At 67.9% G+C, this 18,878-nt stretch carries 14 protein-coding genes; 10 read left to right on the forward strand and 4 right to left on the reverse strand.

Features of this window, described 5'->3' with window-relative positions; genetic code table 11:
- The first annotated feature begins 255 nt into the window (after positions 1–255).
- From C1720_RS11305 to msbA, 4 genes are all read left to right on the forward strand, one after another.
- The gene (locus tag C1720_RS11305; RefSeq protein WP_102284270.1) at positions 256–999 is read left to right on the forward strand and encodes a lipoyl protein ligase domain-containing protein; all 744 of its coding nucleotides are present in this window, start codon (positions 256–258) and stop codon (positions 997–999) included.
- 352 nt (positions 1,000–1,351) lie between these two features.
- Positions 1,352–2,818, forward strand: coding sequence for an NnrS family protein (locus C1720_RS11310; protein WP_233199954.1), 1,467 nt, complete (start codon positions 1,352–1,354; stop codon positions 2,816–2,818).
- 568 nt (positions 2,819–3,386) lie between these two features.
- Positions 3,387–6,086 carry a [protein-PII] uridylyltransferase gene (locus tag C1720_RS11315; RefSeq protein ID WP_102284271.1) on the forward strand — a complete coding sequence of 900 codons (2,700 nt, stop codon included), beginning with the start codon at positions 3,387–3,389 and terminating at the stop codon, positions 6,084–6,086.
- Positions 6,087–6,478: 392 nt separating this feature from the next.
- Entirely contained in the window at positions 6,479–8,284 is a 1,806-nt protein-coding gene (gene msbA / locus C1720_RS11320; RefSeq protein ID WP_102284272.1) for a lipid A export permease/ATP-binding protein MsbA, read from the forward strand.
- On the opposite strand, the gene C1720_RS11325 is transcribed toward msbA, so the two are convergent.
- Entirely contained in the window at positions 8,281–8,505 is a 225-nt protein-coding gene (locus C1720_RS11325) for a transposase (RefSeq protein ID WP_146007009.1), read from the reverse strand. The two genes, msbA and C1720_RS11325, sit on opposite strands and share 4 nt — an antisense overlap.
- Before the next feature lie 286 nt (positions 8,506–8,791).
- On the reverse strand, positions 8,792–9,742 hold the full coding sequence (locus C1720_RS11330) for a DMT family transporter (protein ID WP_102284650.1): 951 nt from the start codon (positions 9,740–9,742) through the stop codon (positions 8,792–8,794).
- 124 nt (positions 9,743–9,866) lie between these two features.
- On the opposite strand from C1720_RS11330, the gene C1720_RS11335 reads away from it, so the two are divergent.
- Positions 9,867–10,424 carry a gamma carbonic anhydrase family protein gene (locus tag C1720_RS11335; RefSeq protein ID WP_102284274.1) on the forward strand — a complete coding sequence of 186 codons (558 nt, stop codon included), beginning with the start codon at positions 9,867–9,869 and terminating at the stop codon, positions 10,422–10,424.
- A gap of 793 nt (positions 10,425–11,217) precedes the next feature.
- Here the strand turns inward: C1720_RS11335 and C1720_RS11340 are convergent.
- Entirely contained in the window at positions 11,218–12,507 is a 1,290-nt protein-coding gene (locus C1720_RS11340; protein ID WP_146007010.1) for an IPTL-CTERM sorting domain-containing protein, read from the reverse strand.
- Between the two features lie 174 nt (positions 12,508–12,681).
- Positions 12,682–14,073, reverse strand: a complete 1,392-nt coding sequence (gene fumC / locus C1720_RS11345) for a class II fumarate hydratase (RefSeq protein WP_102284276.1) — start codon at positions 14,071–14,073, stop codon at positions 12,682–12,684.
- Positions 14,074–14,431: 358 nt separating this feature from the next.
- On the opposite strand from fumC, the gene C1720_RS11350 reads away from it, so the two are divergent.
- The 5 genes from C1720_RS11350 to C1720_RS11370 all read left to right on the forward strand — a co-directional run bounded on the left by C1720_RS11350 (position 14,432) and on the right by C1720_RS11370 (position 18,765).
- Positions 14,432–15,271, forward strand: a complete 840-nt coding sequence (locus C1720_RS11350) for a TatD family hydrolase (protein ID WP_102284277.1) — start codon at positions 14,432–14,434, stop codon at positions 15,269–15,271.
- A gap of 46 nt (positions 15,272–15,317) precedes the next feature.
- Entirely contained in the window at positions 15,318–16,154 is an 837-nt protein-coding gene (locus tag C1720_RS11355) for an adenosylcobinamide-GDP ribazoletransferase (protein ID WP_102284278.1), read from the forward strand.
- On the forward strand, positions 16,151–16,768 hold the full coding sequence (locus C1720_RS11360) for a histidine phosphatase family protein (protein WP_102284279.1): 618 nt from the start codon (positions 16,151–16,153) through the stop codon (positions 16,766–16,768). Before C1720_RS11355 ends, C1720_RS11360 begins: the two co-directional genes overlap by 4 nt.
- A 264-nt stretch (positions 16,769–17,032) precedes the next feature.
- On the forward strand, positions 17,033–17,713 hold the full coding sequence (locus C1720_RS11365) for a CHRD domain-containing protein (RefSeq protein ID WP_102284280.1): 681 nt from the start codon (positions 17,033–17,035) through the stop codon (positions 17,711–17,713).
- A 71-nt stretch (positions 17,714–17,784) separates the two neighbouring features.
- Entirely contained in the window at positions 17,785–18,765 is a 981-nt protein-coding gene (locus C1720_RS11370) for an ABC transporter substrate-binding protein (RefSeq protein ID WP_102284281.1), read from the forward strand.
- Positions 18,766–18,878 lie beyond the last annotated feature (113 nt).

Below are 18,878 nucleotides of genomic sequence, written 5' to 3' on the forward strand. Positions count from 1 at the left end.
CCATGCCCGCCATTCAGGCCCCAATGGATCAGTGCTTCTCTTGGCCGCGTCAGCCAAGCCAAAGGCCATTGCCACGGCCTTGTCTGACCAATCCGTGCTGCCTAATGCAGCCCGCCCAAGAGGAGCGTCTTCCCTTTCTTCAGTTGTTTGTTTGCTTCTTATTCTGTAGCATGATGTCCTAGTAGAAACTGCGCGAAATCCGTTTTCGATGCCTCTGAATTTGCTCCTCTTATTGATGCGAACCTGCCTGTTTCCATGCCGCTGAATTCCGTTTTGCCGCCTCCGCCCATCCTGCCCGTTACGGCGTTGCAGGAGCAGCATTTCAACGAGGCCGCGCTGGCCGCTCCCGTCACTCACGCGGCGCTGCGGGCCTGGACTTACCCGGAGCCTGCCGTGGTGCTGGGGCGCGCGCAGCATCAGCTGGCCCTGCCTGCCGCTAGCGCGGGGGCGCTGCCTGTGGTGGTGCGCGGCGCGGGCGGCGGCGCGGTGCTGACGGGGCCTTGGTTGCTCAGCCTGGCTATCACGCTGGCGCCAGATGACGCGCGCGTGGCCGCCTTGCCCGTGGCCGACAGCTACCGCTGGCTGGGCGAGGCTGTTGTGGCCGCCCTGGCCGGGCTGGGCGTGCGGGCGCGCGCCCAGCCGCCCGCCGAGCGCATTCCGGCCCCTGAAGCGCTGGCCTGGGCCTGCTTTGCGGGCGTGGCCCCGTGGGAAGTCGTCGCGTGCGATGCCGCTGGCGGCCCGCCGCGCAAGCTCGTGGGCTTTGCCCAGCGCCGCAGCCGCCATGGCGTTTTGCTGGCAATGGGCGTGCTGCTCACCAGCTGCCCCTGGCTGCGCATGACCGAACGCATGGGTCTGCCCGCCAGCCAGGCGCGCGCGCAGGCAGACGCGCTAGCCGCCTACACCATTGACCTGGCCGCGCTGTGCTCCGCGCCCGTCAGCGGCGAAACCTTCCTGCGCCGCCTGTGGCCCCGCTTGCAGCCCATGCGCAGCGCGGGCTGACGGTTTTGTCTTTTCTGAGAACCTGTTCATGACTTGGCCGCAAGGCGCTGCGGATCGGGGCCGCCCGCTCGCAGTCCGGCAGGGCGTTTGCAAGGCTGCTGACTGCCCGAGCCCGCGCTTTCGCGCCTATGCACGAACGCTGACTCTGCGTGAGCTGTGAGCAGGTTCTGAAGCAAATCAAACCCCGGTCCGCCCTGGCGGCGCACAATGGCGCGGGCATCGCGCAGCGGCTGCGAATGCCCCTACCCGCATGCCGCTTTGAGCGGTATCGCTATGATTTTTGACAGCCTCGCTGCCGGCGGGCCGCCGCACTTTCGCGGACAGGCGCGTTTTGGGCCGAAGGCCAGACACGATGACAACACCGCCCCACACCCCCGATTCGCCCGCTTCTGCGGCGGCTGAAAACTCTTCCACGCCTGTTCCTGCACCCGCTGCCGCGCCTGCCTCTGGCGCACCGCAGGCGCCCGCTGGCCAGACGCCCGCTTCAGGCGCCGCGCCTGCGGGCAAGCCCATGCCCATTCCAGTGCGCGCCGCTGCGCCAGGCGCGGGCGGCAAGCCCAAGGCCGTCAAGCCGCCGCCCGTCACCGGCCCCTGGCGCTTTGCCACGCTGCTGATTGCGCCGCACCGGCTGGGCTTTTTCTCGGCCATGGTGGTGCTGGTGGCCGCCAGCTTTTGGTGGCTGGCCGTGCAGGCCGACCGCAGCTTTGGCGCGCTGGGCCTGTCCGCCACGCTCGCGCCCATCACCACGCATGCGGCGGTGATGGTGTTTGGCTTCATGCCGCTGTTTTTCTCGGGCTTTTTGTTCACTGCGGGGCCGCGCTGGCTGGGCGTGCCGCCGCACAAGCCCACTAAAACTGCGCCCTGCGTGGTGCTGCAAACGGCGGGCTGGCTGCTGTGGCTGGCCGGGGCGCACACGCACGCGGGCGTGGCGCTGGTCGGCATGGCGCTGGCGCTGGCGGGGCTGGCATGGATGGCGGCGCTGTTCTGGCAGCTGATCTTCGCCAGCCAGGAAGAAGACCGCGTGCACGGCAAGACAGTGGGCTACGGCGGCATCGTCGGCGTGCTCAGCCTGGGCGGCGCGCTGCTGGCGCTGCTGGCGCAGCGGCAAGACCTGGCGCTGCTGCTGGTGCGCACGGGGCTGTGGGGCTTCATCGTGGTGACCTACGTGGCCGTGGCGCACCGCATGATTCCGTTTTTCACCTCCAACGTGCTGCCCATGATTCAAATTTGGCGGCCCTTCTGGGTGCTGTGGCTGATGCTGGCCGTGTGCGCCTGGCAGGCGCTGGCGCTGTGGGTGCAGGCGCTGCTGGCGCCCGGCGCGTGGTGGACGGCGCTGGCGCTGGCGCTGGAAGCGGCCGCTGGCGGCGTGCTGCTGTGGCTGGCCATCGTCTGGGGGCTGGTGCAGAGCCTGAAGATCCGCCTGCTGGCCATGCTGCACGTGGGCTTTGTGTGGCTGGGGCTGACGATGGCCTACGGCGCGCTGGCGCGCGGCCTGCTGCTGTTTTTGGGGCATGACGTGCTGGGCCTGGGGCCGCTGCACCTGCTGGCCATGGGCTTTCTAGGCTCCATCATGCTGGCGATGGTCACGCGCGTGTCGTGCGGGCACAGCGGGCGGGCACTGGTGGCCGATTCCAGCGTGTGGACGCTGTTCTGGGTGTTCCAGCTGGCCGTCATCATCCGCACGGTGGCCGCCATTGACAGCGCGCCTATCTGGTTGATGTTCGTCACGGCGCTGATCTGGACGGCCGTCATGACCATCTGGAGCCTGCGCTTTGGCAACTGGTACGGCCGCCCGCGCAGCGACGGCAAGCCGGGTTGAGAACAAGCTCCGGAAAGCGGCGAAGCAAAGTGAAATGCGCGCGCTCCGCAAAGGCATGAAGGCCGGAGCCAGGCCGCTTTGCCCTCGTTCCGGCCTTCTCCCGCATCTGCCGGAGGAAAAACCACAGGAGAAAACCACGGAAAAAGGGCTGCGGAAAATGGCCGCTCACAGGCTTTGCCTGACCGCCGCCGTGCATTGACCGCATTGGCCTTTCTGGCGCGCAAAGCGCCCGCCAGCAAAGCGGGGGGGCAGGAGGCCCGCGCAGGGGTGGAGTGCCAAAAAATGGGCTGAATATGCTCTTGAATCCGTAGCATGAGGTCCTACTGGAAACTGCGCGAGGCGGCATTTCGACCCCCTTTAATTTGCTCCTGTTTTTGCGCAATATTCTTGTGCTGGCGGGCGGCGCAAGCGGGAAGCGGCCGCAAGAGGCGGCCTGTCAGGATGGGCGGCGAGGCCGCATTCGGCTGGGGTTCCCCGGCTGGAGATTCCCGGCTGGGGTTTCGCGCGCGCCAGCTCCCATCCGGCAGCCTGCCAGCGGCGTGAAAATTTATTTTTTTCAGGCCCGCCCATGTCCGCCCCTGCTGCCAAAACCCGCCCGCCCGCCGATCCATCCGCTGACACGCTGGCCGCCTTGCGCGCGCGCTACCGCAGCCAGCGCCAGGCGCTGCTGGATGACATGCAGGCGTGCGCCCTGCCCGCAGCGCCGGCTTCGCGCCTGCCGCGCGCGATGGCGGCGCTGGCCCGTCTGGCCGATGAAACGCTGGCCGCCTTGTGGCAGCGCGCGGGCTTGCCGGGGGCGCTGGCGGCGGTGGGCGGCTACGGGCGCAGCGAGCTGTTTCCGTTTTCGGACGTGGATGTGCTGGTGCTGCTGCCGGATGAGGCCGGGCCGTCAGCTTCGCTGGACGCTGCGGTATCGGCCTTTGTGGCCGCCTGCTGGGATGTGGGCCTGGAGGTGAGCCACAGCGTGCGCACCGTGGCGCAGTGTCTGGAGGCGGCGCGGCAAGACATCACCGCCTGCACGGCCTGGCTGGAAGCGCGCCGGGTGGCGGGCGATGCGGCGCTGCTGGCCCGCTTTGAGGCCGCTTTTGCCGCGCAGCTGGATCCGCTGGCTTTTCTGGCGGCCAAGCAGCTCGAGCAGCGCCAGCGCCACGCCAGGCAGCAAGACACGCCCTACGCGCTGGAGCCTGATTGCAAGGAGTCGCCCGGCGGCCTGCGCGATTTGCACACCATCCGCTGGGTGGCGCGCGCAGCCGGTTTCGGGCGCAGCTGGGCCGATCTGGCCCGCAGCGTGGCCACGGCGCGCGAGGCGCGGCAGCTGGCGCGCAATGAGCGGCTGCTGTGGCTGATTCGCGCGCGCCTGCACTTGCTGGCCGGGCGGCACGAAGACCGGCTGGTGTTCGAGCGGCAGGCTGCCGTGGCCGCCGCTTTTGGCTATGAAAACCGCTTTGACGCGCGGGGCCGCCTGGCCCAGCGCGCCAGCGAGCAGCTCATGCGCCGCTACTACTGGTGCGCCAAGGCCGTGGTGCAGCTGAGCGAAATCCTGCTTCAGGTCATGGCCCAGCGCCTGCGCGCCGCGCGCGAGGCGCCGCCGCCGGCGCGCCGCATCAACGCCTGGTTTTCCGAAACCGATGGCGCGCTGGACATCAACCGCGACGATCTTTACCAGCGCCACCCGCGCGCCATCTTGCAAACCTTCTGGCTCTACCAAAGCCGCCCGGAGGTGCAGTCGCTTGGCGCCCGCACGCTGCGCGCGCTCTACAACGCCCGCGCGGCGATGGACGGGCGCTTTCGCGCCGACCCCGCCAATCACGCCCTGTTCATGCGCATGCTCAAGGCCCCGGCGGGGCAGACGCACGCGCTGCGACTGATGAACCGCACCAGCGTGCTGGGGCGCTATTTGTGGGTTTTCCGCCGCATCGTGGGGCAGATGCAGCACGATTTGTTTCACGTCTACACCGTCGATCAGCACACGCTCATGGTGCTGGGCAACATGCGGCGCTTTTTCATGCCCGAATTCGCGCACGAATACCCCTTGTGCTCGCAACTGGCGCAAGGCTGGCAGCGGCCCTGGGTGCTTTACGTGGCCGCGCTGTTTCACGACATCGCAAAGGGGCGCGGGGGCGATCATTCCGAGCTGGGCGCGCGCGAAGTGCGGCGCTTTTGCCGCCAGATGGGCATACGCGGCGATGACGCGGCGCTGGCCGAATTTCTGGTGCGCGAGCACCTGGGCATGAGCCAGGTGGCGCAAAAGCAGGACGTGAGCGACCCGGCCGTCATCGCCCGCTTTGCCGCGCGCGTGCAAACGCAGCGCCGGCTCGCCGGGCTGTATCTGCTGACGGTGGCCGACATACGCGGCACCAGCCCCAAGGTGTGGAACGGCTGGAAAGACCGCCTGCTGCAAGACCTGTATCACGCCACCGCCCGCCACCTGGGCGGCCACGCGGCCAGCGCCAGCGCACTGGCCGCCAGCCGCCAGCGCCAGGCCCTGGCCCTGCTGCCTGCCGGCGGGCACGCCGCCGCCCGCAGCCTGTGGGCCACGCTGGACGGCAGCTACTTCACCCGCCACAGCGCCGGCGAAATCGCCTGGCACGCGCAAAGCCTGCTCCATGAAGGCAGCGGCGCAGCCGAAGGCCGCCCCGTCATCGCCGCGCGCGGCGCCCCCGGCGGCGAGGGCCTGCAAGTGCTGGTTCACGCGCCCGACCAGCCCGACCTTTTCGCGCGCCTTTGCGGCTGGTTCCACCGCGCGGGCCTGTCCATTCACGACGCGCGCATTCACACCAGCCGCAGCGGCTGGGCGCTGGACACCTTCCAGATCAGCAGCGCCCACCCCCTGGCTGGCGAGGCAGACGCTGGCGAAGCCGACGAACAAAAGGCCGCCATGGCCGCGCTCATCGCCCGCGTGCAAACGGGCCTGGCGGCGGCCCTTGCCAGCCGCGCCGCGCTGCCCGCCGTGCGGCTGGGCCGCCAGTCCGCCCGCGTGCGCAGCTTTCCCCTCACGCCCCATGTGGAATGGCAGTCCGACGACAGCGGCCAGCGCTGGCGGCTCAGCGTCACGGCCAGCGACCGCGCTGGCCTGCTCTACGGCATCAGCCGCGTGCTGGCCGCGCACGGCATCAGCGTGGAACTGGCCCGCATCAGCACCCTGGGCGAGCGCGCCGAAGACACCTTCTTGCTGCACAGCCCCGATCTGGCCCATGCCAGCGTGCAAATGCAAGTGGAGCAGGAGCTGATTGCCGCCTTGCAGGGCAGCCCGCCCGCCAAGGCGTGAGCGCCTGTTCAGCGAACCTGTTCAACGTTTGGCTGCAAGACGCCAACCGCAGACGGGCCTTGAACAGGCTCCGAAAGCCAGCGCTGGCCAGATTTCATTAAAAACAGGAGCAAATTCAAAGGGCACAAAAAGGCTCTTGCGCCCGTTTCACCAGGACATACCGCTATGGGTTCAGGAGCAAGAAAATGGCCGCTTCCGCCTGCCTATGCGCAACACGGCATCGGCAGCGCGCATGAAGCAGGGGGCCGCGATCAGGCCCATCGCCTGAAGCCCCGCTGGCGATGCTGACGGCTGGCCGCAAGCTGCGGGGCGAAGGCCGTTTCCGGCCGCCGCGCCGGCCCCCTTGGCCCTTTTCGCCCCTTCCTACAATCGCGCCCCACTGCAAAACCCGGATGCCCCTCACGATGCCGCCTGACACACCTGCCGCCGCCCCAAGCCCGTCTGCCGAACGCCCGCTCAAGGCCCGTCTGGCACGGCTGTGGGCCTATTTCAGGCAGTACCGCATCGGCTGGATCATGGCCGTGGCCGGCACGCTCATTGGCGGATTGAGCGAGGCCACCATTCCCGCCCTGCTCAAGCCCCTGCTGGACGAGGGCTTCACCCAGCGCACCCTGCCCGTTTGGGCGCCGGGGGTGGTCATCGTCGGGCTGTTCGGCCTGCGGGCGATGGCCAACTTCGCCAGCCAGTACGCGCTGGCGCGCATCGCCAATGACGGCATGGTGCTGCTGCGCCGCCAGCTTTTCGCGCGGCTGCTGGATGCCGATCTGGCCCTGTTCGCCAGCCAATCGGCCAGCCGCCTGGCCAACACCATCGTCTATGAAGTGCAAAACGGCTCGGCCATGCTGGTGCAGGCCATGCTCACCGCCGCGCGCGACGCCGTCACCGTCGCCGGCCTCATGGCCTATCTGCTCTATCTGAACTGGCAGCTCACGCTCATCGTGCTGGTGCTCGCGCCCGTGGTGGCCTACATCATGAAAGTGATGTCGCGGCTGCTGTACCGCGTGACGCAGCAAAGCCAGGCCGCCACGGACGCGCTCGCCTACGTGGTGGAAGAAAACGTGCTGGCCCACCGCATGGTGCGCCTGCACGGCGCGCAAGCGGCGCAAGCGGCGCGCTTTGAGTCGCTGAGCCTGCAACTGCGCCGCCTGGCGCTGAAAGCCACGCGCGCCGCCGCAGGCACCACGCCGCTGACGCACTTGGTGTCGGCCGTGGCGCTGTCGCTGGTCATTGGCATTGCCCTCTCGCAAGGGCAGCAGGGGCAGTCCAGCGCGGCCAGCAACGTCACCGTGGGCGGCTTCATTGCCTTCATCGGCGCCATGCTCATGCTGATTGCGCCCGTGCGGCGCCTGTCGGAAGTGGTGCACCCCATCACCCGCAGCCTGGCCGCGCTGGAGCGCGGGCTGGACTTGCTCGACAGCGTGCCGCCTGAAGCCGCCCCCGCCGCGCCCATCACCCCCCCGCCCCGCGTGCGCGGCGAAGTCACGCTGCAAAACGTGCGCGTGGCCTACCCGGATGCCGAAGCGCCCGCGCTGGCGGGCATCAGCCTGCACATTGAAGCGGGGCAAACCGTCGCCCTTGTCGGCCCCTCCGGCGCGGGCAAAACCACCCTCGTCAATTTGCTGCCGCGCTTTGTCGTGCCCAGCGCGGGGCAGGTGCTGCTGGACGGAACGGACACTGCCCGCTGGCCCTTGCAGCACTTGCGCGCGCAGTTTTCCCTCGTCAGCCAGGATGTGGTCATGTTCAACGACACCGTGGCTGCCAACGTGGCCCTGGGCGACGCCAGCCCCGACCGCGCCCGCATCGAACAGGCCCTGCGCGACGCCAACCTGATCGAACACGTGGCCACCCTCGCGCAAGGCATGGACACCGTGCTCGGCCACAACGCCACGCAACTCTCGGGCGGCCAGCGCCAGCGCCTGGCCATCGCCCGCGCCCTCTACAAAAACGCGCCCGTGCTGCTGCTGGACGAAGCCACCAGCGCGCTCGATACCGAAAGCGAGCGCCTTGTGCAGCAGGCCATCGCGCGCGCCATGAAGGGGCGCACCACCTTCGTCATCGCCCACCGCCTCTCCACCGTGGAGCACGCCGACCGCATCCTCGTCATGGAGCGCGGCCAGATCGTGGAAGACGGCAACCACGCCAGCCTGCTGGCCGCTGGCGGCCTCTACGCCCGGCTGCACAGCAGCAGCCAGCTCTAGGAGCCTGTTCCCAAAATCATCCCAAGAGCCTGACCATGCGCCGGATGCAGGCAATCTTCACGAATGCTTCGGCTGTAGAAGGCGGTGACCTCGTAGGCCTTGGAGAGCCTGCGAGATTGACCCAGCCAGGCAGAGGTTCTCTCCACAATCCAGCGCTTGGGCAGCGCCTCAAAAACATGCCGCTGGCGGCGCTTGATTACCCGCATGTTCCAGCCAGACATGCTCAGCGCCAATTGATCAGACTGCCCGCATAGCCGCCGCCGGCAAAGATGGTTTAGAGGCAATCAAGGCGCAAGAACAGCCGCACCAGCAAAGCCCTGGCTCCTGCCCGGTCTTTCATTGTCCTGGGCGCTGCGCCCCCGGGACATCCTCTCTTGTTCATTTCAGCAAAGCGTTTGGCCAGCACTGGTCTCGGGGGAGGGCTTTGAACAGGTTCTGCGGCCGGTTGGGCCTGGAAATCCAGCAAATGGAATCCGTCTGAAAACCGCGCCGCCTGGGCCGAGCGCGTCAATGATCCTGCCTGCGCCCCCAGTGCATCAGCGCCATGCCCAGCACGGCCACCGCGCCGCCCGTGGCCAGGGAAATATGCACAGGCTCGCCCAGCCATAGCGCGGCCAGGCCCATGCCGAAAACGGGCACCAGCGTCAGATAGGCCGCTGCGCCGCCCGCGCCCAGCGCCTTCACGCCGCCGAAGTAGAGCGAATAAGCCACAGCCGTGCCCAGCAGCGCCAGCGCCAGCAGAGCGGCCCAGCCTTGCGCTGGCGCGTGCCAGGCCGTGCGCCAGCCCGCCACGCCGTCCACAGCCAGGCTGGCGGCCAGCAGCATCAGCCCGCCCAGCGCCGTGGTGGCCGTGGCGGTGGTGTAAGCATCCATGCCGGTCAGCACGGCGCGGCCTGCCAGGGTGTAGCCCGCCCATAGAACCACGCAGCCCAGAATCAGCCACTCGCCGCGCCCCAGCCCGCCGTCCAGCAGCTGCAGCGGCTGTCCGTGCGAGATGGCGAACGCCGCCCCGCCCACGGCCAGCGCCATGCCCAGCGCAATCAGCCCATTGAGCCGCTCGCCAAACAGCAGCGCTCCGCACAGCAGCGTCAGGGCGGGCGTGAGCGTGGTGATGACTGCCGCGCGGCTGGCGGGAATGAGCCGCAGCCCGCTCATGAAACACGCCGCGTAGCCAAACACCCCCAGCGCCGCAGCCGCCGCCAGGCGCACCCACTGCCGCCCTGGCAGCGCCAGCATGGCGCGCAGCCGCCCCGCGCGCCGCATCCACCACAGCAGCGCCGCGCTGGCGACCACGCAGCGCCAGGCGGCGGCCGTCAGCGGCGGCATGCTGCCTGCCAGCACCCGGCCCCATGACCAGGTGGCGCCCCACAGCACAGCCATCAGCAGCAATTGCAAGTGCACGCGCCACAGCGCCTGAGGCCGGGCCGGCGTGGCGGGCGGAGAAGAGGAAAGATTCATGAAGAGCGATTTTCGGCGCTTGCCCGCCGCGCGCGGCCTGCCGGGCTGCCGACCCGTCTTCTGGCCTTCCATGCTGGCCTCCTAGAATGAACTTCCGCATCACCCCAGCAGAGGAAAACCGAGCATGCCCCTTTACGCCGTCAATGACTTTTCGCCACAGGTGCACCCCAGCGCCTGGGTGGCCCCTTCCGCCGAAATCATGGGCCAGGTGCTGGTGCAGGCCGATGCCAGCGTGTGGTTCGGCTGCGTAGTGCGCGGCGACGTGGAGCGCATCCGCATTGGCGCAGGCGCCAACGTGCAAGACTTGAGCGTGCTGCACGCCGACCCTGGCGCGCCGCTGACCATAGGCGAGCGCGTCACCGTCGGCCACAAGGCCATGCTGCACGGCTGCACCATAGGCGAAGAAAGCCTGATCGGCATCGGCGCCGTCGTGCTCAATGGCGCGCGCATTGGCCGGCACTGCCTGGTAGGCGCGGGCGCTCTGGTGACCGAGGGCAAGGAGTTTCCGGACGGCAGCCTGATCATCGGCAGCCCTGCCCGCGTGGCGCGCGCCCTCACGCCAGAGCAGATCGAGGGCCTGCGCCGCAGCGCCCAGCACTACATCGACAACGCCCGCCGCTTTCGCGCCACCCTGCGCGATCTGACCCCGCTCCCCCAATCGCGCGCGGACTGCCTGCCATAAATTGCAGGCAGGGCTCCAGGCAGGGGCTTGCGCCGCCCACGCGCCATTTGCGGAAATGGCTGGTTCGGGAATCATGAAGATTTTCATGAAAGAAAAAGAATCATGATGCCCCGATTCAATTCATTCTTGTGCTGACAGCCCTATTTCTGGCGAAAACCAGAGCGCGGACATGAATCCGCCCCGTCCGCAAAAGAAAACCGGCAGGCAAAAAAATATTGGTTGGAGTTTGAACGCGAGGTTATTGCACCCCCAATCCAAAGGCGCCTTGCCCAAGGCGCAAAAAATGGAGGACAAGAAATAGCGCCTTCGGGCAAGGCCGGAAAAATCGGGCGAATGCAGAAAAAAGAGCGCCCGAAAAACAGTTCATTTCCCCCGGCAGACTGAACAGGTGATGAATAGGGCGTTAAGTATGGCCATGCAGCAGCGATGAATTCCGCCCTGGCTAAACGATGAAAACCCATACACCACGCTCGCGGTCGAACAAGACACGCCATTCACGCCACTGTCATGACTGCAATCGCCGCGTCAGTCTTCACGCCGCAAATCAATCGCCCATGTTTGCTTGTGCTCTTCAGCCCTTGCGCCTAAATCGCCTGTCTCACCTGCCAGACTCACTCAAAAAAAGGAGCAAATTTGAAGGGGTTGAAATGCCGCTTGGCGCAGTTTCATCTAGGACGTCATGCTATGAAGAGAGGAGCAAAAACAGCTGCCACGCAGGCCAAGAAAATCCGGTATGACAGGCAGTAAAAAGGCCGCGCGCGGCGGCCTTTGGACAAGTGCCCTGAACAGGTTTTCAGGCCGCCTTGCGCTGGCGGCGCGCGCCCATGAAGCCGAGCGCGGCAGCCAGCAGGCCCAGGCCCCAGCCGCCCAGCGCGGGAACGGACTGAACGGGCAGGCCGACGGTGAGGTTGCCGCGCGGCGCGCCGGTGCGGGAGGCGCTGGCGGCGTTGTTGGCCAGATTGGCTTCGCCCGTTACGTTCGTCACGCGGGACTGGAGCGTCAGCGGGCCGGTGACGGAGGGCGTGGCAGCGAAGCTGATGGCCGGGGCGCTGCCGCCAGCGGCAATGGCGGGCAGGGTGCATTCCAGATTGGGCGCGCTCCAGGTGCAGCTGGTCGGGAAGGAGCCGGGCACGATGTCCATGCCAGTGGGCAGTTGCACAGTCACCTTGCCATCGGTGCTGCCGGACAGGCCGATGTTGCGCGCGGTCACGCTGTAGGTCTGCGGCACGCCCGGTTGCAGGGCGTTGGGGCCGGAGAGTTCAGGCGTCAGGTCCGGCTCGATGGTGTTGCCCGCGCAGGCGCCGCTGGCATTACGCGCAGCGGCCAGTGAGGCAGCAGCCAGCGGCCCGCGCTGCGGGCTGTACGGCGGGTTGTGGAAGATGCTGGTATCGGCCACGAACACGGTGCAAGCGCCCTGCCCTGCACTGGCACGCTTTTGCGGCAACACCAGGCCGTAGGCGTTGGTGGGCGTGGTCAGCGTGGCGGGCGGCGTTGCGCCGTGGTTCAGAAAGAGGGCGTAGCCGCCGGGCACGTTGGTGATGAGGTCGTACGCATTGCCCATTAGCTGCGGCACGCCTGCAAAACCGGCCTGGTAGGGCGAGCTGGCGTTGAGCGGGGAGCTGATGTTGCCGCCGCTGCTGCTGCGCCCCAGCGTCCAGCCCGTCATGGCGGAGAGGGCGGCCGTGGCGGGGGTGATGTTGGCGGCGGTGGAGCAGCAGCCGTCAATGAACATGACGAAGGTCAAATCAGGCCGGGTCTGCATCAGGTTGGCAAGAAAGGCCATGTTGGCTGCCGTGATGGGCTTGTAGACCGACTGCACGACCACCACGTCCACGCCCGTGAAGTCGCTGGCGGCCAGCGTGCCATTGGTCAGGTACTGACGCTTGTCGATGATGTTGGCCGCGCCGCCTGCGGCCTGCTCGAAGGCTTCGTAGGCGCCGTTCATGATTTCGACGCCGTTGACCCCGGGCGAGGTCAGCTCGTCGGTGGAAAGAAACAGCACTTTGCCTGCGGCCAGGGCGCTGGCGGGCAGCAAGGCGCAAGCCAGCGCGGCGGTGGCGCACAAGGTTTTCAGGGGGGACATTCGCGGATCTCCAAAAAAGAAAGGCAGGCCGCCATGCGCAGCCGACCCAACCAGGCCGGTGCGCGCAGGCAAAAAGTGCGGCAGTGTAAAGCCCGCTTGAAAAAAACGGGCCGCCGCCAGCAGCCCGGCGGCGGCCCGCTCTTTGCGAGCGCTCACGAAAGCGCGGGGGCGCGCCTAGCGCAGGTTGCCCACCATGTTGGCGGGCACCACCCACTGGTCAAACTGCTCGGCGGTCAGAAAGCCGCTGGCAATGGCCGCTTCGCGCAGGCTGGTGCCTTCCTTGTGCGCTTTTTTAGCAATGAAGGCGGCCTTGTCGTAGCCGATGTGCGGGTTCAGCGCCGTCACCAGCATGAGCGAGCGCTGCACCAGCTCGGTGATGCGCGCGCGGTTGGGTTCTATGCCCACGGCGCAGTGGTCGTTGAAGCTGACCATGCCGTCGGCCAGCAGGCGCACGCTTTGCAGGAAGTTGTGCGTCACCATCGGGCGGAAGACGTTCAGCTCGAAATTGCCGCTGGCGCCGCCCACGTTGATGGCCACGTCATTGCCCAGCACTTGCGCGGCCAGCATGGTCACGGCCTCGCACTGCGTGGGGTTCACCTTGCCGGGCATGATGGATGAGCCTGGCTCGTTTTCGGGAATGCTGATTTCGCCGATGCCGCTGCGCGGGCCGCTGGCCAGCCAGCGCACGTCGTTGGCAATCTTCATCATGCTGGCCGCCAGCGTCTTGAGCGCGCCGTGCGCGAACACCAGCGCGTCGCAACTGGCCAGCGACTCGAACTTGTTGGGCGAGGTCACAAAGGGGTATTGCGTGATTTGCGCCAGCTCGGCGGCCACGCCTTCGGCGTAGCCCTTGGGCGCGTTCAGCCCCGTGCCCACCGCCGTGCCGCCCAGCGCCAGCTCATACAGGTGCGGCAGGGCCGAGCGCAGGTGCTTTTCGCCGTGGTCCAGCTGCGCCACCCAGCCGGAAAACTCCTGGCCCAGCGTCAGCGGCGTGGCGTCTTGCAAGTGGGTGCGGCCAATCTTCACGATATCGGCAAACGCCGCGCTCTTGGCTTGCAGCGTGGCGCGCAGTTTGGCAATGGCGGGCAGCAGGCGGCTTTCAATGGCGGTGACGGCGGCCACGTGCATGGCGGTGGGGTACACGTCGTTGCTGGACTGGCTTTTGTTCACGTCGTCATTGGGGTGAACCAGGCGCTCTTGCCCGCGCGCGCCGCCCAGCAGCTCGCTGGCGCGGTTGGCCAGCACTTCATTGACGTTCATGTTGGTTTGCGTGCCCGAGCCGGTCTGCCACACCACCAGCGGGAATTCATCGGGCCACTTGCCGGCCAGCACTTCATCGGCGGCGGCCACGATGGCCTTGGCCTTTTTCTCCTCCAGCAGCCCCAGGCGGTGATTGACCGTGGCCGAGGCTTTTTTCACCTGCGCCAGCGCGTGAATGATTTCGCGCGGCTGCTTTTCGCCGCTGATGTCAAAGTTTTGCAGCGAACGCTGCGTTTGCGCGCCCCAGAGCCTGTCGGCGGGCACGTCAATGGGGCCAAAGGTGTCTTTTTCGGTGCGGACTTGCATGAGTTTCTGAACTCCTGAGAGGGTGGGTGGAAAGCCGGGCGTTATACCCGATGCCACAGCGGGCAAGCCCTCCGGCAGCCCGCCGTGGGCGCGAAAAGCGCAGACCGGAACAGCAGTGAATGGAATGTGAATGCGCGGGCCGCAAGCATGGGCCGGGTGCGCAGCGCTTTTTTGCTGGCGATGCATAGCCGCAAACCCAGCCTGCGCCGGAACTTTGGAGCCGGTTTGGCTCGCATCGCAAAAGCCAGGGCCTTTCGCCACCCTGCTTCCGAATTGCTGCTGCGGCGAAAATCCGCGCCTTCAGGCCTCTTGTGTCGCTCGTGCCGCCTGAATTTGACGCCGCTTTGCCCTGCCCGCCATGCCTTGCTGGATTGACACCCACTGCCACCTGGACGCGCCCGAGTTCGCCGCTGACCTGCCCGCCGTGCGTCAGCAGGCCCGCGCGTTGGGTGTGCGCTGCTGCGTGATTGCCGCTGTGAGCGCCAGCACGTTTGATGAGGCCCGGCAGGCCGCGCACCGGCTGGGCGACGCTTACGCGCTGGGCACCCATCCGCTCTACGTGCCGCAGGCGGGCGAAGGCGCGGCGCAGCAGCTGGCCGCCGCCTTGCAGGCGCATGCGGGCGATGCGCGGCTGGTGGCCGTGGGCGAAATCGGGCTGGATTTTTTCGCGCCCGCACTGGCCGCGCCGCCCTGGCGCGAGCGGCAGCAGGCGCTTTTCCGCCAGCAGCTCAAGCTGGCGCGCAGGCACGGGCTGCCCGTCATCCTCCACTCGCGCCACGCTGTGGATGCCGTTTTGCGCCACCTGCGCGAAACCGGGCCGCACACCGGCATTGCCCATGCCTTCAGCGGCAGCGAACAGCAGGCGCGCGCTTTTATTGAGCTGGGCTTCAAACTCGGCTTTGGCGGCGCCTGCACTTTCGAGCGCGCCACCCGCCTGCGCCATCTGGCCGCCAACTTGCCGCTGGAGGCGCTGGTGCTGGAGACGGACGCGCCCGATATGCCGCCCCACTGGCTTTACGCCACCGCCCGGCAGCGCGCCAGCGGCCAGCCGCAGGGCCGCAACACGCCCGCAGAGCTGCCGCGCATTGCCGCCGTCATTGCCGGGCTGCGCGGCATGCCCGTGCAGGCGCTGGCCGAAGCCGCCTGGCGCAACACGCTGGAAGCGTTGCCCCGGCTGGCGGGGCTGGGGCTGGACTGAGCGGCCTGGCCGCGACGGATCTTCCGCCTGATTTTTTTGCCTTTTCATGCAAGCGCTGCGCCACTTCTTCATCGCCCTTCAGTTTTTCACCCGCATTCCCGTCACGGGGGCGCTGGCGGCGTGGCTGGGGTTTTCGCCCGCCATGCTGCGGGCGGCGGCAGGGCACTTTCCGGGCGTGGGCTGGGTGGTGGGCGCGGCGGGGGCGGCTTCTTTGGCGCTGGCGCTGGCCGCGCTGGGCGGCACGGCGGCGGGCGCCTGGGCAGCGGCGCTGCTTTGCACGGCGGCCACGGTGTGGCTGACAGGCGCGTTTCATGAAGACGGGCTGGCCGACACCTGCGACGGCCTGGGCGGCAGCGCGCAGCGCGAGCGGGCGCTGGTCATCATGAAAGATTCGCGCATCGGCAGCTACGGCACAGTGGGCCTGTGCCTGGCGCTGCTGCTGAAAACGGCGCTGCTGGCGCAGCTGGCGGCGCAGTGGGGGCCGCTGCGCGCGGCGCTGGCGCTGCTGTGCGGGCATGTGCTGTCGCGGCTGATGCCGCTGTTCATCATGCGCTGGCTGCCGTATGTGAGCGATGCAGACGCCGCCAAGTCCAAGCCGCTGGCAGACGACGTGAGCGGCCCGGCGCTGCTGGCGGGCCTGGCCTGGGCACTGCCCGCCTGGGCGCTGACGGGGTGGGCCTTCTCGCCCGCGCGCCTGCTGGCGTGCGCAGCCATGCTGGCGCTGCTGACCTGGCGGCTGGGGCGGCTGTGGCAGCGGCGCTTGCAGGGCTTTACGGGCGATGTGCTGGGGGCCACGCAGCAGGTGTGCGAGCTGGGCTTTTATCTGGCGCTGGCCGCCTCGCCCCCCTCCTGGCTGGCGGCCTGGGCGGCGGGGCTGTCATGAGCGGGGCACAAGCCGCCCTGTGGCTGGCCCGGCATGCCGCCGTGCAGGCCGCGCCCGGCCTGTGCTACGGCGCCAGCGACGTGCCCGACGACCCCGCCGCCACGCGCGCCGCCGCCGCCCATCTGGCCGCCGCGCTGCCTGCCGGGGCGGCGGCGCTGCACGTCTCGCCCCTGGCGCGCTGCCGCCACCTGGCCGAGGCCTTGTGCGCGCTGCGGCCCGATCTGCCCGCGCCGCAGACGGACGCACGCCTGGCCGAAATGGACTTTGGCGCGTGGGAACTGCGCCCGTGGAGCGCCATCGCCCGCGCTGAATTCGACGCCTGGATGGTCCGCTTTGCCGATGCCCGCCCCGGCGGCGGCGAAAACGTGCGCGCCTTCATGCACCGCGTGGCGCAAGCCTGGGACGAAGCCTGGCCGCTGGCGCTGCGCACGCGCCGCCCCGTGATCTGGATCACCCACGCAGGCGTTTTACGCGCCGCCCGCCTGCTGCACGCGGGCGTGCGCTGCCCGCCATCGGCCAGCGACTGGCCCGCCGAAGCCGTGCCACTGGGCCAGGCGCTGGCATTCACTCCGGGCGGCGTTGCCTCACACGCTCTTGAGCTGCGGCGCTCATGAGACTCAGGGCCTGTTCATGAGCTGACCATGAGGCGCAGATTGAAATGGGTAAGCTATATTTGCTCTCTAATTAATAGCGTGATGTCCTAGTGGAACCTGCGCTGGGCGGTATTTCAACACCCTTGAATTCGCTCTTGTTTTTGACGCTTTTCGCAGACGGAGCTAACCACAAGCGAGACAATCAGCCGCGCCGCTACAGTTGCAGCCTTTACTTTTTGCTGGCGCGCGCCGCCAGCTTCGCTCAACGCTCAAGAGAGAAAGCTCATGAACACGCATCCTTTTCTTTTCATGCCGCGCGCGGCGGGCCGCCTGATGGCCGCTGGCGCGCTGACGGCGCTGCTGGCGGCCTGCGCGTCGGTGGATCTGGGCCAGCGCTATGACCCGCCCCCCGTGCGCATGCCGGGCGAGCAAGCTTCCGGCTCGGCGTTGCAGCCCGCGCAGCCCGCTGTTTCCGAGCAGCCGCTCAGCCAGCCCGTGCAGCCCAGCAGCACGGAAGGGCAGCCGCTGCCGCCTCTGGGCGAAACAGGCAGCGAGCTGCCGCAAAGCGGCGCGCAGCCCGCGCCCATTACCGACCCCAACGCGCACATCCTCACCTTCTCCACCCGCTTGGCTGGCGGCAGCGCCGTGCCGCCCAGCCGCAGCCAGGCCAGCGGGCAGATTGACGCGATTTACGACACCCAGTCGCGCCTGCTGCGCTGGAAGGCTTCATGGCACGACCTGAGCAGCCCCATCACGGGCATCGCCTTCCACGGCCCCGCGCAGCAGGGGCAGACGGCGCCCATGACCATGATCTGGCCCGGCCCCTTCGGCCCGCGCTACGAAGGGCGCGCCACGCTCACGCCGCAGCAGGCGCTGGATTTGCAGCAAGGCAGCTGGTACATCAACGTCACCACCCAGTCCTGGCCCGGTGGCGAAATTCGCGGGCAGATGCACGTGGTGCGCTAAGCGGCGCCTGAACGTTTCGCGAGCGGCCCGTTCCCCGGCTTTTTCCCCCTGTCCTTTTTCGTTTTCTGACCATGCATTCCATCCTTCTTTCCACCCGCCGCGCCGCCCTGGGCGCACTCGCCCTGGCCTGCGCCGCGCTGGCCGCGCCCGCCGCCTGGGCGCAGCAAAAAACCGTGGGCATCACCGCCATCGTCGAACACCCCGCGCTGGACGCCATCCGCAAAGGCGCGCAAGACGAGCTGCGCGCCCTGGGCTGGAGCGAAGACAAGCTCAAAGTGCAATACCAAAGCGCGCAAGGCAGCGCCGCCACGGCGGGGCAGATTGCCAAGAAGTTCGCCGGCGACAAGGTGGACGCCATCATCGCCATCGCCACGCCCAGCGCGCAGGCGGCGGCAGCGGCCACGCGCTCCATTCCCATCATCTACGCGGCCGTCACCGACCCCGTGGCCGCCAAGCTGGTTAAGAGCATGGAGCCTTCGGGCGGCAACATCACCGGCGTGTCCGACCGGCTGGACATCGCCCCGCAAGTCGATCTCATCCTGAAAATCAAACCCGGCGCCAAAAAAGTGGGCATGGTCTACAGCCCCGGCGAAGTCAATTCCACCACCGTCGTGCAGCAAATGAAGGACGAGCTGCAAAAGCGCGGCATGACGCTGCTGGAAGCGGCCGCCGCCCGCACCGTGGACGTACCCGCCGCCGCCCGGGCGCTGGCGGGCAAGGCGGACGTGATCTACACCTCCACCGACAACAACGTCGTCTCCACCTACGACAGCCTGGTCGGCGTGGCCCGCCAGGCCAAAGTGCCGCTCGTGGCCTCTGACTCCGGCTCCGTGCAGCGCGGCGCCAGCGCGGGCATGACTGTGGACTACTACGAAATGGGCCGCCAGGCCGGCCGCATGGCCGACCGCATCCTCAAAGGCGAGCAGCCCGGCGCCATCGCCAGCGCCACGGGCGCGGCCCAGCTCATGCTCAACCCCAAAGCCGCCGCCGAACAAGGCGTGACGCTGGATGAAGCGCTGCGCAAGCAAGCCAGCGCCATCGTGGGCGAATGAAAAAGCGGGGCTGAACGCAACCCGGTGCGCGGGGCCTTCCGGCCCCGCCGCTTTTTCGCCAATGCCTTCTGGAAAGAAAGCGCAAAAGAACCTCTTATTCGCTCCTCTATCCA

The organism is Ottowia massiliensis, from assembly GCF_900240305.1.
GTDB classification, from domain to species: domain Bacteria; phylum Pseudomonadota; class Gammaproteobacteria; order Burkholderiales; family Burkholderiaceae_C; genus Ottowia; species Ottowia massiliensis.

Excerpts from the sequence above, each read along its gene's own strand:
- C1720_RS11305 (WP_102284270.1), top strand. The coding sequence starts at position 256 with ATGCCGCTGAATTCCGTTTTGCCGCCTCCGCCCATCCTGCCCGTTACG.
- C1720_RS11310 (WP_233199954.1), top strand. The coding sequence starts at position 1,352 with ATGACAACACCGCCCCACACCCCCGATTCGCCCGCTTCTGCGGCGGCT.
- C1720_RS11315 (WP_102284271.1), top strand. The coding sequence starts at position 3,387 with ATGTCCGCCCCTGCTGCCAAAACCCGCCCGCCCGCCGATCCATCCGCT.
- msbA (WP_102284272.1), top strand. The coding sequence starts at position 6,479 with ATGCCCCTCACGATGCCGCCTGACACACCTGCCGCCGCCCCAAGCCCG.
- C1720_RS11325 (WP_146007009.1), bottom strand. The coding sequence starts at position 8,505 with ATGTCTGGCTGGAACATGCGGGTAATCAAGCGCCGCCAGCGGCATGTT.
- C1720_RS11330 (WP_102284650.1), bottom strand. The coding sequence starts at position 9,742 with ATGAATCTTTCCTCTTCTCCGCCCGCCACGCCGGCCCGGCCTCAGGCG.
- C1720_RS11335 (WP_102284274.1), top strand. The coding sequence starts at position 9,867 with ATGCCCCTTTACGCCGTCAATGACTTTTCGCCACAGGTGCACCCCAGC.
- C1720_RS11340 (WP_146007010.1), bottom strand. The coding sequence starts at position 12,507 with ATGTCCCCCCTGAAAACCTTGTGCGCCACCGCCGCGCTGGCTTGCGCC.
- fumC (WP_102284276.1), bottom strand. The coding sequence starts at position 14,073 with ATGCAAGTCCGCACCGAAAAAGACACCTTTGGCCCCATTGACGTGCCC.
- C1720_RS11350 (WP_102284277.1), top strand. The coding sequence starts at position 14,432 with ATGCCTTGCTGGATTGACACCCACTGCCACCTGGACGCGCCCGAGTTC.
- C1720_RS11355 (WP_102284278.1), top strand. The coding sequence starts at position 15,318 with ATGCAAGCGCTGCGCCACTTCTTCATCGCCCTTCAGTTTTTCACCCGC.
- C1720_RS11360 (WP_102284279.1), top strand. The coding sequence starts at position 16,151 with ATGAGCGGGGCACAAGCCGCCCTGTGGCTGGCCCGGCATGCCGCCGTG.
- C1720_RS11365 (WP_102284280.1), top strand. The coding sequence starts at position 17,033 with ATGAACACGCATCCTTTTCTTTTCATGCCGCGCGCGGCGGGCCGCCTG.
- C1720_RS11370 (WP_102284281.1), top strand. The coding sequence starts at position 17,785 with ATGCATTCCATCCTTCTTTCCACCCGCCGCGCCGCCCTGGGCGCACTC.